We start from the raw sequence: 16,580 nt of genomic DNA, 5'->3' as shown, positions 1-16,580 counted from the left end.
TTCTAATCATTAAGAGCATTTAGGTCTATTTTCAGTCCCTGTTTTCAACAAGGATTTCTTGAGGAGTCAATCAGCGATGGAGTTGGGCAATCCCATCATCATAGTGTCAACATTTGGAAGAGGTCACTGGCTGGCCTCTGCTCTGGCGCAAGAAGGTATCAAGACCACGTTGGTGGACGTAACGTCAAAACTGGGTGTGTGGCCTACGGAAGATGTTGAAGGTCCGTTTGGTTTTTTTCGTAACGAGAAAATTTCTGAATCGCAAGTAGATCGTTTGTATTCTGAAGATGCTTTCGAAGAAGTGCCCAATGGTTTTTCTTTGTGGTTGCCGGAAGGGCCGATTGAGTTCAAAGGTCCGTTAACGAAATTTAAAATCGATAACTTGCCTTTAGTGCAACCGGTGCGTGATTTATTGTTCTCGTCGGCGCAGGATAAGAACGCAAAGTTGCTCTATAAAAATCTTGAGGCTTTGAATTTTGATCAAAGCTGGCTTTTGCATTTTGCGCATCAATACGCAGGCACGACATATATGCCGAATGCCCGTGGTGCCGCGGCCGGCGATTTCCTTCCTTTGCTGTCTTCGTTCTTGGTTCGTCAGTCCACTCGCGCAGGGTTTGATCGTTCTCTTGAGTGGCTTCGCTCTAAAGGCGTTGAAGTGGCTCAGCCTCAGCAAATCGTCGATGCTTCTTTCGGTGCAGGCAAAGCTGTGACGGGGCTAGAGATTTCGGGTGAAAGCCAAGGTCTTTTCCGTCTCGAGCAACTGGTATGGATGCTGACAAGCGAAGAAAGTTACTTCTTAAATGAACGTCTTGGGAAATATTTCTTCCCTGAAGGACCTCTTGAGTCGGAGTGGTGTTGGGTACGCTATCGCATGGGCTTGAAGCAATGCTTCGAGCGCGACAGTTTGCCTTTACATGCGGTGATTGTGGATGATCTTTATTCTCCGTGGACTCATGAAAATTTGATGGTTTTGCAAAGAACAACTTTGCAAGATCAGTTCGATGTATGGATTCGTATTCCAACGGTTCAGCGTTTCAATAAAGAATATCTTACGACTCGTAGCAACCGTATGATCAGTCACTTGTCGCGCCGTATGTCCTTGGCGGAACCGCAAGTCCTGACTTTCCCGCAAGAGTATTATTATACATATGCACAACTGGGGGCTCCTCGCTATCCAATCTTCTCGGAAGCGCAGAAGTCACGTCGTGGAAAAGTTTCCTATAGTAATCTTCATCTAGATGGCCCGGAAGAATGGCCTCATTACGCATGGAGCGCTTCATTTGCAAGTAATGAAGTCATCCAAGGTCGCATTGGACTTTGGTGGAAAGAAAAACTTTTGAAAGAGCAAAAAGAGAAAAGAAGAAAGGAACAGAACCCGTGATCGAAAGATACACTCGCCCTGAGATGGGTCTTCTTTGGGACTTGGACCATAAGTTTGGCAAGATGATGGAAGTCGAAGTGACTGTGGCACAAGTGCAGGCTCAATTGGGTCTAATTCCAAAAGTAGCAGCGAAGACGATCACGCAGAAAGCACGCTTCAATGTGAAACGCATTAGCGAAATTGAGCGCGAAACAAAGCATGATGTGATCGCTTTTGTGAGCAACTTGGCTGAAAACATCGGCCCTCATGGGAAATATGTTCATTTTGGTATGACGTCTTCGGATGTACTTGATACGGCTTTTAGTCTTCAGGTGCGCGAGGCGGGGGGCGTGTTGATGGAATCTATCAACAGTCTTGAAGCCTCTTTGAAAAATTTAATGAATAAGCATGCAGAGACTTTGTGTGCGGGGCGTACTCACGGAATGTTTGCAGAGCCGACAACATTCGGTTTTAAAATGGCCGGATTTCTTTCGGAAGTTCGTCGTAATAAAAAACGCGTGAAAGAAGCTTTGGACAATATGGCGATTTGTAAATTGAGTGGTGCCGTAGGCACATACTCAAGTCAGTCGCCAAAAGTTGAAGCCATGGTTGCAAAAAAATTAAGATTGAAACCTGAAACCATCGCGACACAAGTGATTCCTCGCGATCGTCATGCGGAGATGATGACGTCCTTGGCGATTTTGGGAACAGGGCTTGAACGTTTGGCTGTAGAACTTCGTCACTTGCAAAGAAGTGATGTGGGCGAGGTGACAGAAGGTTTTACGAAGGGTCAAAAAGGTTCTTCGGCGATGCCTCACAAGAAAAATCCCATCAGTGCGGAAAATATCACAGGACTTTCTCGTTTGCTTCGCGGTTACGCGGTGGCTGCGATGGAAGATGTAGCACTATGGCATGAGCGCGATATTTCGCACTCGTCTGTTGAGCGTGTGATTTTCCCAGATGCCTTTATTGTTGCTGATTATGCAGTGAACCGCATGAGCATTTTGCTTGATGGTCTAGATGTGAATAAGAAGCGCATGCTTGATAACATCGACAGCTCTCAAGGACAGCTTTTCAGCTCTCATGTGCTTTTAGCTTTGGTCGCAAAAGGAATGCGTCGTGAGGATGCTTATACCCTGGTGCAAAGACTTTGTCATGCTCTGGGTTTTGGTGAACATCTGAAGGATAAGTTAATGGCAGAAGATGAAGTCCGTGCGCTTTTGAAACCTCGTGAAATTGAAGAGATCTTCACTGGTAAGAAACATAAGAAATCCATTAAAGATATTTTGAAAAGAGTAAAATAGTGGCTTCGTGGAAGTTTCTAAAAGAAAACGACATTATCGATGTGGTAGCCCCGGGTTACCCGTCGCAACCCCATGAGGTGGAAGGTTCCCGCGAGTTTTTGTTGAAGTGGAAACTTCAACCACGCATTCCTCAAGGGTTGATCAATCCGCACTTCTTGCATGCCAATGAGGACCAAGAGCGATTTCAATTTTTGAAAGCGGCTATTGAATCTAAAGATTCACACACGATTTGGTGTTTGCGTGGTGGTTACGGCAGCAATCGTTTGATTCCAATGCTGGCTAAGTTAAAAAAGCCCAAAGAGCCAAAGCTTATGATCGGCATCAGCGATGTCACATCCATTCACACATTCTTGATTCAAGAATGGGGTTGGTCGACTTTGCACGGTCCACTGTTGGATCGTCTTGGTAGAAACCTGGTGTCACCAAAGCACGAAAGAGAATTGCATCGAATTCTTTTTGGCAAAGAGACAGATATTGAATTTAAAAAATTGAAACCACTCAATGAGGCGGCGAAATCTATAAAGACGTTAAAGTCTAAGATTGTGGGTGGAAATTTAACTGTGTTGCAGTCGACAATGGGAACTCCTTGGCAGATTAATGCCGATCGTTCTCTTTTATTCCTAGAGGATCTGGGTGAGCGCGGATACCGCATCGACAGAATGCTTGAGCAATTCCGCCAGGCGGGTGTTCTGAAAAAATGCCAAGGTATTATTCTTGGTGACTTCCTCGGCGGCGAGGAGCCTGCGACGAAACAAAATAATTTTGATTTAGTTTTCAAACGTTGGGCGAAAGATCTGGATGTTCCTCTCTATAAGGGATTGGAAGCTGGTCATGCCGCAATTCAAAGACCGGTACCTTTCAATACACCATGTGTCCTTCAGGTTGAAGGCGGGAAGGTCCACTTAACAATCGAGACAGGGGGTAAAGCCTGATGAAATACTCAGTACTTGAAAAAAATCTGATCACTCAGTTGGAAGATCGCATTCGTGACACGACCCCTGGTGTGATGGTTCGTGCCTATCAAAGCGGAAAAATCATCTGCGATATCGCAGTGGGAAATACTTATGCGTATTATGATTTTGCAAGCCTTACGAAAATTATTTTCGCACAACAAGCGATGATGTGGGCTTTTGAATTAGGCAAATGGACTTTCGATACCAAAGTTTCCGATTTTTTGCCGTGGTTTCAACATAAAGACACAAAAATCACAGAGCTTTTGACTCATACATCAGGTCTTGCTTGGTGGATGCCTTTCTATCAAGAGATGAACATGAGCTTGCCATTGGATCAACGTCGCGAACAACTTCGTGGCTTGATTCAAAATTTGAAATTAGAAAAGCAAGAGCAAGCAGTTTACTCGGATGTGGGAATTATCGTCGTCGGCTTTATCTTGGAAAAACTTTTCGATAAGCCACTTTTGGATGTGTGGACCGAAGTTAAGAATAAATTCTATCTAGGTACAACTTTAGAGTTCCATCCTGAGAATCAAACAACGACGAAGTTGTCTTTGTTTGCTCCTACAGAAGAATGTCCTGTACGTAAAAAACTTGTCCAAGGCGAAGTTCATGATTTGAACTGCTGGTCTATGGGGGGTGTTTCTACCCATGCGGGGCTTTTTGGGAGTATTGATGATTTAGGCTGGTACTCTTTGCATTTGCGTTCGCAGTTGATGGGTATTGCTCGTTATTCAATTCGCCAAAAAACAGCGCAATTGTTTGCACGCCGTGCTTTGCCTGAAGGCAGGGGAGACTGGGCCATGGGTTACATGATGCCAACACCTGGTTCAGCTAGCTGCGGAAGTTATTTTTCGTTGGAATCAATCGGCCACACAGGATTCACTGGAACTTCTATGTGGTACGATCCAAAAATGGATATGAGTATTTGTATCTTGTCGAACCGAGTTTTGTATGGCTCTGACAATAAAGCCTTTTCAAAATTGCGTCCTGAAATACATAATTGGATTGTCGAAAATTACAGAAGATCTGGAGTTTAAAATGGATTTAAAACCTGGAAGTCATATTCATTTGATGGGTATTTGTGGAACGGCCATGGCCTCTTTGGCAGGTCTTTTAAAAGATCGTGGATTTAAAATCACAGGCAGTGATATGAATCCGTATCCACCAATGTCGACTCAACTTGAAAGTCTTGGAATCAATATTCAAAAAGGCTACAAGGCTGAAAACCTTCATCCAAAGCCAGACTTCGTGATTGTCGGGAACGTGATTTCCGCGAATAACGAAGAGGCGCAAGAACTTGTGAAGTTGGGAATTCCATTCACATCTTTGGCAAAAGCTATGGGCGAGTTCATCATTGCTGACCGCGAAAGCGTTGTAATTTCTGGAACTCACGGCAAGACAACAACAACTTCAATGATGTCTTGGGTTGCTGAAAATGCCGGTGTAAAGCCGGGTTTTTTGATTGGTGGTATTCCAAAGAATTTCTCTCAATCATTTAAGAACCCTGAGGGTAAATTCTTTATTATCGAAGGCGACGAATACGACACAGCGTACTTCGATAAAGTTCCCAAATTCATTCACTACAAACCCCGTCATGTCATTTTGACTTCAGTGGAGTTTGATCACGCTGATATCTATAAAGATTTGCAAGCGGTGAAAGATGCTTTCGCGCGCTTGATGCAATTGATTCCCGAAAATGGGACTTTGCTTGCTTGTGCTGAAGACGCCAATGTCATGGAACTCCGTAAACTTGCGAAATGCAAAAACTCTTTCACTTATGGATTTAGTGCCAATGCGGATTTCCGTGCAAAAGTGCTTTTTCAAAATGAGAAAGGTGTTGGCTTTGAAGTTCACCACAAAGGTGAAATCTTGGGCCCATACAATATGCAGATCACTGGCGATTACAACATCCTGAATGCAACTGTCGTTGTAGCGATGTCGAAATGTCTTGGCTTTTCAGAAAACAGAATTCAGATCGGCCTGGAAACTTTCGAGGGTGTGAAACGTCGCCAGGAAATACTAGGCGAGCCAGGTGGCATTCTTGTGATCGAGGATTTTGCTCACCATCCAACAGCAGTGCGTGAGACGGTGAAGGGCATTCAAAAGAAATATCCGAATCGCAAAGTGTTCTCGGTGTTTGAGCCAAGAAGTGCGACCTCTCGTCGTAAGGTTTTTCAAAAAGACTATGTCGAGGCATTCAAAGGCTCTCATGAGGTGATGTTAGCGAAGGCCTTCGACCAGTCGAAAATTGATTCTGAAAATCGTTTCTCTTCCGAAGAATTGGTCGAGGATTTGAATAAAGCCGGTGTTGTTGCCAACGCCTTTGATTCCGCAGATCACCTTGTCGATGCACTGAAATCCCGTGCAAAAAAAGGCGATGTTATTTTGATTATGAGTAACGGCGGTTTCGACGGAATTTACGGGAAATTGCTAAAAGCCCTCGAGTAAGAAGCGCGCCGCGTCAAACGCTGAGCATCGCAAAAAGGTACGCCGTACCTCTTGAAACATGGAGGGGGGTTCGATAGGGTTTTTTTCTATGTCGAATCTCACTCCGTTAATGAAGCAATATTGGGACATTAAGTCCGTTCATCAAGATAAAATCCTCCTTTTTAGAATGGGGGATTTCTTTGAAATGTTTTTCGATGATGCTGTGAAGGCAGCCCCTGTTTTGGGGATCGCTCTTACGCAAAGAAATAAGAAATCACAAGATGAAACACCGATGTGCGGAATGCCTCACCATTCTGTCGCGGGTCCCATTAATAAACTTTTGGCTCATGGTTTTAAAGTCGCGATCTGTGATCAGCTTGAAGATCCAAAAGCGGCCAAAGGCATTGTGAAGCGTGGAGTGACAAGAATTCTTACGCCTGGAATGGTGTATGATTCAGACACGCTTGATGGCACTAAGGCTCACTACCTGGTGAGTGTTGATAGTGAATCCATCAGCTTCCTTGATTCAACAACTGGTGAAGCTTTCTTCTTTAAATCTAAGAAAACTCAAGACCTTCTTCGTTTCTTACAGATCTTGCCTGTGGCTGAGATCGTTGTGGCGAAAGAAGATGAACATTTGCTTGGTGGCATTCAAGGCTTCCTTATTTCTCACCACGAAGATTTCGTGAATGCAGATCACGAGCTTTTGAAAAATGCGGCCCCCTTATCGGCAGCTCGTTTGTTGAGCTACGTGAGATCTTTGGGCAGTGATGAAACTCTTGCGACACTGTCTCCTTTCGCGGAAAGAGACCTTGAACATCGTCTTGATATTTCTAGTACAACACTTCGTCATCTCGAGATTTTCTCGACCTACAAAGGAGAAGGTCTTGGTTCGTTGTTTCATGCGATCAATCGCACGCAAACATCAGCAGGGAGTCGCCTTCTTCGCCAATGGTTGAGCTTCCCTCTTCGTGATGCAAAGGGAATTAATACGCGTTTGGATTCTGTTGAATTCTGGCGCAATCATGTTGTTGAGCTAAAACGCACTCGTCAGATCTTGGGTCAGATGGGTGATATTGAACGTCGTTTGGGAAAGATCTCTCAACCTCAATGCAATGGCCGTGACTTGTTGGCTGTCGCAGGAAGTGTTCATGCGGGTATCACAGCGCTTGAAGTTTTGGTTCAAGCGTCGGGCGGCTCTGCGAATTTTGAATCACTTCGCGAGCTTGCATATAAAATTGAACGTACCTTGGTGGAAGATCCTCCTTTGACGACAAAACAGGGTTACCTGATTCGCCAAGGTGTTTCTTCTGAGCTTGATGAATTGATCGAGCTTTCAACAAATGCGCAGGCCATGGTCGCGCGCATGGAAGCAGAAGAAAAAGAAAAAACGGGTATTTCAAGTTTGAAGATCCGTTACAATAACGTTTTCGGTTACTACATCGAAATCACAAACACGCATAAAGACAAAGTTCCTTCGACATACCAACGTAAACAAACTTTGACGAATGCAGAACGCTATTGCACAGACGAGTTGGTCGAGCTTGAAAGAAAAGTTCTAAGTGCCAACACGAAACGTGCCGATCTTGAATTTGAATTCTTTGAAGCATTAAGAAAAGAAATCTTGGGTCAGGCGCCAGCTTTGCTGACGTTAGCTCATGAATGTAGCGAACTTGATGCTTTAGCGAGCCTCGCATGGCTCAGCCTTGAAGAAAAATATGTTCGTCCACAATTTACCGAAGACAGTGCGATTCGTTTGAAAGCCAGTCGTCATCCAGTGGTCGAGCAAACAGTGAAAACTCAATTTGTTGCGAATGACATCGATCTTCGTCCACATTCTTGCTTGCTATTAACAGGCCCCAACATGGCCGGTAAATCAACACTGATGAGACAAGTGGCTTTGACTGCGATCATGGCACAAATGGGAAGCTTCGTTCCGGCAGATGAAGCGCAAGTTCCATTATTCGATGCGATCTTCACAAGAATCGGAGCAAGCGATCAGTTGTCTGAAGGTCTTTCAACATTCATGGTTGAGATGACTGAAACATCGGCGATGCTTAAAAATGCGACGAAAGATTCTTTGGTTATCTTGGATGAAGTCGGTCGTGGTACAAGCACATTCGACGGGATGTGCTTGGCACAATCAATCCTTGAGCATCTTTTAAGTGATGTGAAGGCTTTGACGTTCTTTGCGACTCACTATCATGAGTTGACTACTTTGGATCAAAGTTTCTCGCAAATTATGAATGCCCACATGACTGTGGCAGAACGCAATGGTGAGATCCGTTTCCTTCATACTTTAGTAAAAGGACCAGCCTTAAAATCCTATGGGGTTCAAGTGGCTGAACTTGCAGGATTGCCTGCAACTGTGACGAAACGTGCGAAAAGCCTTCTTCGTGAAATCGAATCAAAACGTGTTCAAGCAACAAGTCAGCTTTCGTTGCTGGATCAGTTGTCTGTACCGACCTATGAGGCTGATCTACACTCGAACTTCGTTGGAGTAGCGACACCAGTTCAAGAAACGGTTGAAGTGAGCGAAGAAACCCTTCGTCGCGACGCTGCTTTGAAGTCATTGATGGAAGAGGTTCAAAAGTATCCATTGATGCAAATGAGTCCGCTTGAAGCGATGACTCAAATCGCTAAATGGAAGGAGTTGGCGGCATCCGCTTCTGCGGACGCTTAATAGACGCCAATACACTTCGACTTCGTCGAAGTGTAGACCAACTGAGGTGGACTGAAGCAGCACCTAGACTTTCAACAGGAAGCTTGAAAGTCTAGACCCTCTGTCGCATTCTAAAAGGGATGTCGACAAAGTCTTTCTTAAAAGCAGAACAATTAGAGCAAACGCGGGAAGTTTTAACTCCTCCGCTCATGGTGCCTGATGGAGATGTTCGTCAGGCATTTTGTTTTTCATCAGAAAACTTTTCGCACTGGTTAGGGAAGAAACTTGAAGAGCGTTTGCAAGGCATTCCTGGATGGCGTGAAGTGCATCCCATCATGCTGGGATCCTGGGCTCGCGGTGAGCTGAGTCCTAAATCAGATATCGATGTCTTATTTTGTGGTGATGAAGACAAAGTAAAAGCCTATGTCGATCTAGTTCAAGAAGCGGGTCTAAAACTTCGCTATCGCATGCCTCAAGATCCCGAGGACTGGACAAAAAACGTCGAGGCCTTTGATATCTTGTCTTTGCTAAAGGCACGTCCACTGACGCCGGAAGGTGCGCAAAAACTTTTTGAACAGCAAAAGAAAATCTGGACAAAGAAAAATCACTTCCGTCGTATTCTTTTAAAGGCTGTAAAAGAAGAGCGCAAAGCCCGTGAAGAACGTTTTGATTCCATCACGAATTATCTAGAACCAAATATTAAATTCGGTCCCGGTGGTTTGCGCGATCTTGAACAGGGTTTGCAAGTCTATGAATTGTTCGCAGAAAAGTTCACAAACCCAGGGCATGCTCTGAATGTTCTGAAATACTACCGCAATTATTTATTGTGTCTTCGCCAGAAACTTCAACTAGATGGATACAACGACATCCTTTCCAGTGCCACACAGTTTGATATTGCGAAGTGGATGGGCTTTAAGAGCAATAAAGACTTTATGCATTCGTTACAGCGCGGTTTATCTCGCGTGCATTTTTATTCGGATTGGATATTTGAAGTCGCTGAAAGCTCTGAACAGAATCTAAAAAAAATCGAACGCCAAGAATTTAAAAAGGCAGAAGATCTTCTAAAAGCGTTATATAAAAATTCCAGCGTTTTACAGCAAAAAAAAGTTCGCGAACAAATCGATTTTTTCTTTAGAGATAACGAGATCAAAAGGCTCGCTCGTCGTCGTGGGAAAATGTTAGATGAGGTTTTGTCTGTAAAAGCCTCGGATGAATTCTTAGTCAGCGTCTTTAGATCACGCATGATCGATAAGCTTGTTCCTGAAATTCGCAGACTGGTGGGGTATGTTCAGCATGATCAATATCATCGCTTCACGGCAGACTCGCATATCATGCAGGCTTGTCGTGAAACGAAACGTCTTTACAGTAAGCCTAAAGAGTTAGGCCCGCTGAAGTTTTTAAAAGATCATTTGTCGGCTTATGACTGGAAAGTTCTTTCGTGGTCAGCATTGTATCATGACCTGGCGAAGGGCATGGATTCCTCGGACCACTCGGATGCGGGTGTGCAGATCGTTGATCGTGATTTTAAATCTTACGGATTTACTAAGAGCTTTACTGAAGACGTCAAATGGATGGTGAAAAACCATCTAGAACTTTCACAAGCAGCTTTTAGAAAGAACTCTAAAGATCCTAAAGTGTGGCAAGAGCTAAAAGATAAAGGTGTCGAAGGAGCTAATCTTTATCGCCTGGCTTTATTTACTGCCGTCGACATTCGTGCAACTAACCCTGAAGCGTGGAATCAATGGAAGGCAAAACTTTTAAAAGATCTTGTAGAAAGTCTGTCTTCGAAAAAAGCCCAGGGCTATTTTGATTTTTATTCTTTAAAGAAGAAAAAGCATCTGCAAATTTCTGACGAAATCTATGAAGAGCTTGGTGCAATCTTAGTTGAAAGTCTTTCAACTAAAGAATTAGTAGAAGATTTAAAACAAGCAGAACAAAGCACTGAAAGCTTGGCGCCGAAAATTCTTAAAACCCGTAATGGTGAGATTTGGATTCGCTTCCATGATCGCCATGACCGTAAGGGGATTTTGGCTGACTATGTGACGCAGTTGTATTCTTTGGGATTAGGTGTGCGCCACGCTTCGATTCATACGCTTCCCAAAGTGGGTGTGTATGATTGGTTCCAAGTGACCACGCAAAAGAATTTGCAGCAGCTATCGCAAATTTTAAAAAACACTCAGTTGAAATCGAAAGAAGTTCCATTAGTGAAATTTGATTCAATTCAATTGGTAAGTTCGGACGAAAAAGAATGGGTGATTAGCTTTAAAGGACCCGATCAATCAGGGCTTTTGGCTTCAGCTGCAAAATCTTTAAGCGAAGCGGGTATTAGTATTAAGTCTGCAAAGGTTCACACTTGGGGACGTCAGGTGGACGATATCTTCTTTGTAAAGGCCCACGGACAAAGTTCAGAGCTTATTCAAGGCCTAAAAGAAAAGTTTAAAATCCAAGAAACATAATCGTTGCAGCGACTAGATTCTGTGATGATCGCGGGACATACATAAATCCAATGTTGTACCAATAATGGATTCAAGGCGAGCTTAAGAAGTCCTAAGCTCGTCCGCTTAAAATAATCTATCGAATGCGTGTGCAGCTGATTCCAAGTTTTCCGTTACTTGTTTCGCCAACACCTAAGTTATAAAACTCATAGCCAGCATTTTCAGAACGTACATACACGCGAGCTAAATCTTCGCGGTCTGCCATCACGACAAGGTGGCTATTAGGACCTAAAGCCTTTTCAATATTATATTTAGTAACTGTCGGAGTTTCAGAGCTAACCGACATATCAACGCTGCCGTTTTTCTGATAGCAAAGAACTTGTGGACCTGCGAAAGCTTGGTAGGAAGCGAAAGTCATAAATAGTGCGATAAGTGTTCTCATAAAATCTCCTTCGAGTCGTTGTTGATGACTTAAAGAGATTGCAGTGGCTGTGCCGAATGAAAACACCTCTGAGGAAGTATATATTCGAATAGATGACTTTGTTGTCGGGAGCCCGACAGATGGATTCTGCCGGGATTTCGGTGTTGCCGAAAATTCGGCAGGTAAATCTAGCTATTCTTTTTAGAAGGACGACCCATAAAATAAATCACCCAAGCAGCTAACATAAAGATACAACCTAAAATACAAACGCCCATCCATTGTCCTGCGTTCCAAGCGAAGGACCCAAGCAAAGATCCCAAAGCCCCGCCGACAAAGTAGCAAAACATATAAACTGTATTAAGACGGCTGCGCGCATCTTCACGTAAAGCAAAGACGCGAGTTTGATTTGATACGTGAGCCCCTTGAATGCCAAGGTCCATAACAAAGATACCAACAATCAAACCCAATAAACTTTCGCCAGAGAAAAATAAAATCAATACAGACAAAGTTGTAACCGCTAATCCTACAGCCAAGCCAAAGCGTGGCCCACGTTTATCAGCAACACGACCCATGATTGGCGCAGCAAGTGCGCCTGCAGCTCCTAAAAGGCCGAACAGGCCCACTTCCTTTGCGCCGTAACCAAAGTGCGGAGTTTTCAAAAGAAAGATCAACGTTGCCCATATAGAGCTGAATAAACCAAAGATCATTCCACCGATGAAAGAAGACTCGCGCAAAGTCGGTTCTTCTTTCACCAAGTGCCAAATCGATTTCATCAACTTGCCATAACTGCCAGAAAAAGATGTTTCACTTTTTGGAAGGGCTACAGAAAGAATCGCAGCTAAAGCTAACATCAAAGCGGCAGCACTGTAGAAAACAGTTCTCCATCCAAACATGGACCCGATAAAACCGCTGAGTGTGCGTGATAAAAGAATTCCGATCAAAAGACCACTGACCACGGTTCCTAAAACTTTTCCGCGACTTTTGTTGTCAGCAAGATGAGCCGCAAATGGAATGATCAACTGCGGAGTCATCGTCATCAGGCCAATCAGCAAACTCGCGATAGCCATCGTCATTAGATTCTGCGCAGTTGCCGCCATTAACAAAGCACCCGTCACAAGAAGTGATGTCAGGACAATAAGCTTACGACGTTCAATCATATCACCCAACGGAACTAGGAATAGCATTCCCAAGGCATAACCGATTTGAGTCAGTGTAGGGATCGTACCAATTTCTTTAACGCCAACACCGAAGGATTGTTGAAGGTCGGCAAGTAGAGGTTGATTGTAGTAAAGATTCGCAACACTCAGACCTGTGGCTGTCGCCATGATCCAAACTGTTGTGGGAGTTAATTTTGAAGAAGATGAAGATTCAGAGGTGGAAGACATAGGAACTCCGGTAACAAAGAACAAAGACAGGTCTGAAAACAAAACCCACTGTTTTCAGTGGGTTTTGGTAATTAATTTGGTTTCTTTTTATTTGAGGCGCCAGAGATCCCAGTGTGGTTGCGCCAGTTGTATTGGGGGTCCGTTTTAGTACGGTTGTGCCAAGCTTCCCATTTCTTTTTAGGGAGTTTGTGGGACACTTGTCCTTTTTCATCAAAGATGTCTGGATCTTTACCTACTAGAAATTCGCCAATGGCTTTAAGAATACCCATTAAAACTGCTCCTTAGATTACGCCCTAACTATAAAGCAGCTTAGGCCCTGGGGGAAGGGCCAATTCAAGGAACTTATGCTTCTCGTCAAAATTTTTAGCTGCTTAAGTGCGTGGGTTCGCGCAAACATCGATGATATCTAGTCCGCGAGATTCCGAGACTTTTCCAGATCCTTTAAAGAAGCTAAAGCACTGTTGAGCGGCTCTTTCGTAGGCTTCCTCATAAGATCCTGCTGATTGTTTAAGCTCTAAAGTTTGGCCCTGCATTTTATATTTGAATGAATACTCTTTTGAGGATGGATCGTGAGATGACCATGCGAAAGAGCTGCAAGAGAAGGCGAAGACTGCGATTGCGATAAGTGTTTTCATAAGTTCCCCTTGGTTCGAGTTCGTTGATACTTAGACAAGGGAGCAAGGGGCGGGCCAGGAAAGTACCATTGTGCCAATGAAAATGGACAATAAGTATTTGAAATTACTATGAAATATTATCTCAATATGGAGCAGAAAGTGTTTCCTGTTATGAGACTGACAAGGGACAAGAAACGCAACACCTCTGTTGAACCTCTAGGCACCCCATTTCTACTTATTTTCATAATGGGATTTTCTGGTAATCACTCTGAAAAAGCCGTGATAACACCTTAGCTTATGGGAAATTCGTCTTGCTGTTCATGTTTAAAACCGAAAGCCACTTTGCAGTGTGGAATCTGTGATGATTCTGTTTGTAAAGAGTGTGCGCAATTCTTAGGTGAAGACAGTTTTTCATTCTTAAAAGAAATCCCGAAAAATCTTTCGCACAGTACTTATTGCTACAATTGTTTTGATCGCGACGTAGCGGCGGAACTCGCAGCTTATGAAAAAGACATGAAAAAAGCCGAAGGCATCATGATTTTTGAAAAAGCGCAAAGCAAAGAGACTAGAAACTTCCGTCGCCACGAACGTCCTTATCAAATTCCGGAATGTGCAGATCGTGAAGAGGCCTTGTTGCGCTTGGCTTTCATGGCAGTTCGTGATGGATTCAATGCTTTGATTGACGTCGAGATTACTTCAAGAAAAATTCGTAATGGAACTTATCAGACGAGCGTGTACAGCGGAACGGGAATGCCTGCACGGGTGAATGCAAACAGCCGTTGGAAATAGGGTCAGTTTAAATCTGCTGCTTAACATTTCCCATTTTGTTATCCCACCTCTTGATACCGGAATGATTGAGGCAACTTGGGGCTCTTGATAGCCTGGAGCCATGAAAAAAATCTTTCTTTCAACTTTGATATTTTTAAGCGCTGGTTTTGCGCAGGCCATGACTCAGGGGCAGTTTCTGGGAGGCCAGTTTATGATCAACATGACTGCGCAAAACCCAGATGGCTCGGGGGATGAGTCGCCTCAAAAACTTTTTACAGCTATGAATGTGCCGATCCAGGATTCAATGTTGGGCCCTGGGAAATCCTTGAAGACCGATCAAAAAATTATGAATTTCATTTGCGCCAATCGCAGCAATGGTGGCTACACCTGTATGCTAATGTTGCAAAGATCTGCCTCGGCGCAACTAGGGCTGCATAGAGCCACTTTAGAGCTTGAGGGAGACTCCGCTATAGCGACGGCCGCCCAGTTCTTTTTAGATCACGGAACTTACCGATTTGTGAATGAGGAGAAGACTCTGCAGGTCCTTGTTACTCCTACAACTTTCAGTATTCACTTTGACGAACAGGGGCGCTAATTATAAAAGGAATCCCTCTGGAGGATTCCTATGAAGAGTCTTTTCATTCTCTTGTTCATATTTGTGGGCGCTATTGCGCAAGCTAAAGTTGTCTTGGTCAGTGATATCGATGACACTCTAAAAATCGCCAATGTTCAAGATTTGGATTCCGCAGCGGTATATGCTTTCGATGATCAAAGTCGTTTTCTTGGAATGAGTGAGCTCTTAACCTTACTAAAATCTGATCATCCCGATATGTCGATTTACTACTTATCAAAGGCCCCACAGTGGCTGATGGGATCAACACATCTATCGTTTTTGCATAATGGTGGTTTCCCTGCGGGCCTTTATATTCCGCGCACAGATTTAAGCGCAGAGACGCACAAGTTGATTCACCTGCGCGCTATTCTAGAAGCAGAGAGACCCGACACTGTGATTCTTATTGGTGATAATGGCGAGCAAGACAGTGCCAACTATGAGCAAATCAAAAGTGAGTATCCCAATATTCGTTTCTATCAATACATCCACTTGATTTACGCGAGTCACGGTCGAGAAGAAGTCGGTTCAGTTCCCTTCATGGACCAGGTGGGTTATGCAACGGCCGCTGAATTGTCTTTGGATTTAGCTCGCGCAGAACTGCTTTCACAGGCTTCGACAGCTTGGATGATGACCAACATCGCCAGTGCGATTGTGAAACAACCCCTGGACTTAAAAACAGGGGAGGTGGCATTTCCGCGCTATATGAGATGTAATGAGCTGGTTTGGAGATGGGATGATCTCGATGCTTTTCCAAATTTTTATGAACTGAAAGAGAAAGTCATCAGACGCTGCCAGAAAAAATGATTTTAAAGTACCAACTTCCGCAAATTTATTCGAATCTTTTGCCGCGTGAGATCTTAGAATTCGCTCCGCAGGAAACCAAAGCCACATGTGAAACCTGCGCAATGGCTCGGCCACGCAATAAAGAGAAAATCCACTACCGTGAAGATTTAAAGTGCTGCACATTCCATCCGTTCATTCCTAATTTTATGGTGGGGGCTTTGTTTAACGAAAGCTCCTCAACAAAGGCCCACGAAATTTTCCGTGGCAAAATTGAACGTCGCGAGTACGCGTTACCTATCGGAATGGTGGCGCCGGTTAAGTATCAAGTTGAATTCAACAACCGTGAAGAACACGAATTCGGTCAACGCGAAGATTGGTTGTGCCCTTACTACAATAAGGAAAATCAAAACTGCAATGTGTGGAGAAATCGCGGAGTCGTTTGTACGACGTTCTTCTGTAAAAGCTCTTACGGAAAAACCGGTGAAGATTTTTGGGAAAAGTTGAATAATTATTTATGGTACGTCGAGCTCGCACTGCTTGAAGAGGCGTTGGTGATGCTAGATTTTTCCCCTCGCCAAGTGATGACGCTTCTTGATTATCACAATCGTCAGGATGGGACTGCGGCGGAAAAGAAGTCCTGGTCCATGCCTGAAAAGAAAGCAATCGAGCTTTGGAATGGCTATTACGACGATCAAGAAGGATTTTATAAAAAGTCCTTTGAGATCGTTCAGAACTTAGATAAAAAAGCCTTCCACGAAATGCTCGGGGAAACAGGACAATCCCTCGAAGAAGACCTTTTCGAAATCTTGACCGAGTTACCTGCAGCATTGAACGCGAATAAATAGGGATAAA

15 protein-coding genes are annotated in these 16,580 nt (G+C 44.0%); 11 read left to right on the top strand and 4 right to left on the bottom strand.

Going from position 1 to position 16,580, the window contains the following annotated elements; genetic code table 11:
- Positions 1 to 76: 76 nt before the first annotated feature.
- From VF412_RS00400 to VF412_RS00370, 7 genes are all read left to right on the top strand, one after another.
- Positions 77 to 1,381, top strand: coding sequence for a hypothetical protein (locus tag VF412_RS00400; protein ID WP_331337208.1), 1,305 nt, complete (start codon positions 77 to 79; stop codon positions 1,379 to 1,381).
- A complete protein-coding gene (gene purB / locus VF412_RS00395; RefSeq protein WP_331337207.1) occupies positions 1,378 to 2,664 on the top strand; it encodes an adenylosuccinate lyase in 1,287 nt (428 codons plus the stop codon). The genes VF412_RS00400 and purB overlap by 4 nt, the downstream gene beginning before the upstream one ends.
- Positions 2,664 to 3,596 carry an LD-carboxypeptidase gene (locus tag VF412_RS00390; RefSeq protein WP_331337206.1) on the top strand — a complete coding sequence of 311 codons (933 nt, stop codon included), beginning with the start codon at positions 2,664 to 2,666 and terminating at the stop codon, positions 3,594 to 3,596. Before purB ends, VF412_RS00390 begins: the two co-directional genes overlap by 1 nt.
- Entirely contained in the window at positions 3,596 to 4,657 is a 1,062-nt protein-coding gene (locus tag VF412_RS00385; RefSeq protein WP_331337205.1) for a serine hydrolase, read from the top strand. The genes VF412_RS00390 and VF412_RS00385 overlap by 1 nt, the downstream gene beginning before the upstream one ends.
- Before the next feature lies 1 nt (position 4,658).
- Entirely contained in the window at positions 4,659 to 6,068 is a 1,410-nt protein-coding gene (mpl, locus tag VF412_RS00380) for a UDP-N-acetylmuramate:L-alanyl-gamma-D-glutamyl-meso-diaminopimelate ligase (protein WP_331337204.1), read from the top strand.
- 88 nt (positions 6,069 to 6,156) lie between these two features.
- The gene (mutS, locus tag VF412_RS00375) at positions 6,157 to 8,730 is read left to right on the top strand and encodes a DNA mismatch repair protein MutS (protein WP_331337203.1); all 2,574 of its coding nucleotides are present in this window, start codon (positions 6,157 to 6,159) and stop codon (positions 8,728 to 8,730) included.
- 119 nt (positions 8,731 to 8,849) lie between these two features.
- A complete protein-coding gene (locus VF412_RS00370; protein WP_331337202.1) occupies positions 8,850 to 11,165 on the top strand; it encodes an HD domain-containing protein in 2,316 nt (771 codons plus the stop codon).
- Positions 11,166 to 11,280: 115 nt separating this feature from the next.
- Here VF412_RS00370 and VF412_RS00365 read toward each other — a convergent pair whose 3' ends face one another.
- The 4 genes from VF412_RS00365 to VF412_RS00350 all read right to left on the bottom strand — a co-directional run bounded on the left by VF412_RS00365 (position 11,281) and on the right by VF412_RS00350 (position 13,585).
- Entirely contained in the window at positions 11,281 to 11,586 is a 306-nt protein-coding gene (locus VF412_RS00365) for a hypothetical protein (protein ID WP_331337201.1), read from the bottom strand.
- A gap of 167 nt (positions 11,587 to 11,753) precedes the next feature.
- Positions 11,754 to 12,950 carry an MFS transporter gene (locus VF412_RS00360; protein WP_331337200.1) on the bottom strand — a complete coding sequence of 399 codons (1,197 nt, stop codon included), beginning with the start codon at positions 12,948 to 12,950 and terminating at the stop codon, positions 11,754 to 11,756.
- A gap of 71 nt (positions 12,951 to 13,021) precedes the next feature.
- Entirely contained in the window at positions 13,022 to 13,219 is a 198-nt protein-coding gene (locus VF412_RS00355) for a hypothetical protein (protein WP_331337199.1), read from the bottom strand.
- Between the two features lie 102 nt (positions 13,220 to 13,321).
- The gene (locus tag VF412_RS00350; RefSeq protein ID WP_331337198.1) at positions 13,322 to 13,585 is read right to left on the bottom strand and encodes a hypothetical protein; all 264 of its coding nucleotides are present in this window, start codon (positions 13,583 to 13,585) and stop codon (positions 13,322 to 13,324) included.
- A gap of 276 nt (positions 13,586 to 13,861) precedes the next feature.
- Here VF412_RS00350 and VF412_RS00345 point away from each other — a divergent pair, with 276 nt between their 5' ends.
- The 4 genes from VF412_RS00345 (at position 13,862) to VF412_RS00330 (ending at position 16,573) form a co-directional block, all read left to right on the top strand.
- On the top strand, positions 13,862 to 14,353 hold the full coding sequence (locus VF412_RS00345; RefSeq protein WP_331337197.1) for a hypothetical protein: 492 nt from the start codon (positions 13,862 to 13,864) through the stop codon (positions 14,351 to 14,353).
- 100 nt (positions 14,354 to 14,453) lie between these two features.
- Complete coding sequence (locus tag VF412_RS00340) at positions 14,454 to 14,927, top strand: hypothetical protein (RefSeq protein WP_331337196.1); 474 nt, start codon at positions 14,454 to 14,456, stop codon at positions 14,925 to 14,927.
- A 30-nt stretch (positions 14,928 to 14,957) separates the two neighbouring features.
- A complete protein-coding gene (locus tag VF412_RS00335; protein ID WP_331337195.1) occupies positions 14,958 to 15,749 on the top strand; it encodes a phosphatase domain-containing protein in 792 nt (263 codons plus the stop codon).
- Complete coding sequence (locus VF412_RS00330) at positions 15,746 to 16,573, top strand: hypothetical protein (protein WP_331337194.1); 828 nt, start codon at positions 15,746 to 15,748, stop codon at positions 16,571 to 16,573. The genes VF412_RS00335 and VF412_RS00330 overlap by 4 nt, the downstream gene beginning before the upstream one ends.
- Positions 16,574 to 16,580: the final 7 nt, after the last annotated feature.

Origin of the sequence: Bdellovibrio sp. (genome assembly GCF_036384735.1) — a bacterium.
Classification (GTDB): Bacteria; Bdellovibrionota; Bdellovibrionia; order Bdellovibrionales; family Bdellovibrionaceae; genus Bdellovibrio.
This window is presented reverse-complemented; position numbering and strand designations above follow the sequence as displayed.

Coding starts and splice junctions, on each gene's coding strand:
- VF412_RS00400 (WP_331337208.1), top strand. CDS start 77: ATGGAGTTGGGCAATCCCATCATCATAGTGTCAACATTTGGAAGAGGT.
- VF412_RS00385 (WP_331337205.1), top strand. CDS start 3,596: ATGAAATACTCAGTACTTGAAAAAAATCTGATCACTCAGTTGGAAGAT.
- mpl (WP_331337204.1), top strand. CDS start 4,659: ATGGATTTAAAACCTGGAAGTCATATTCATTTGATGGGTATTTGTGGA.
- mutS (WP_331337203.1), top strand. CDS start 6,157: ATGTCGAATCTCACTCCGTTAATGAAGCAATATTGGGACATTAAGTCC.
- VF412_RS00370 (WP_331337202.1), top strand. CDS start 8,850: ATGTCGACAAAGTCTTTCTTAAAAGCAGAACAATTAGAGCAAACGCGG.
- VF412_RS00365 (WP_331337201.1), bottom strand. CDS start 11,586: ATGAGAACACTTATCGCACTATTTATGACTTTCGCTTCCTACCAAGCT.
- VF412_RS00360 (WP_331337200.1), bottom strand. CDS start 12,950: ATGTCTTCCACCTCTGAATCTTCATCTTCTTCAAAATTAACTCCCACA.
- VF412_RS00355 (WP_331337199.1), bottom strand. CDS start 13,219: ATGGGTATTCTTAAAGCCATTGGCGAATTTCTAGTAGGTAAAGATCCA.
- VF412_RS00350 (WP_331337198.1), bottom strand. CDS start 13,585: ATGAAAACACTTATCGCAATCGCAGTCTTCGCCTTCTCTTGCAGCTCT.
- VF412_RS00345 (WP_331337197.1), top strand. CDS start 13,862: ATGGGAAATTCGTCTTGCTGTTCATGTTTAAAACCGAAAGCCACTTTG.
- VF412_RS00340 (WP_331337196.1), top strand. CDS start 14,454: ATGAAAAAAATCTTTCTTTCAACTTTGATATTTTTAAGCGCTGGTTTT.
- VF412_RS00335 (WP_331337195.1), top strand. CDS start 14,958: ATGAAGAGTCTTTTCATTCTCTTGTTCATATTTGTGGGCGCTATTGCG.
- VF412_RS00330 (WP_331337194.1), top strand. CDS start 15,746: ATGATTTTAAAGTACCAACTTCCGCAAATTTATTCGAATCTTTTGCCG.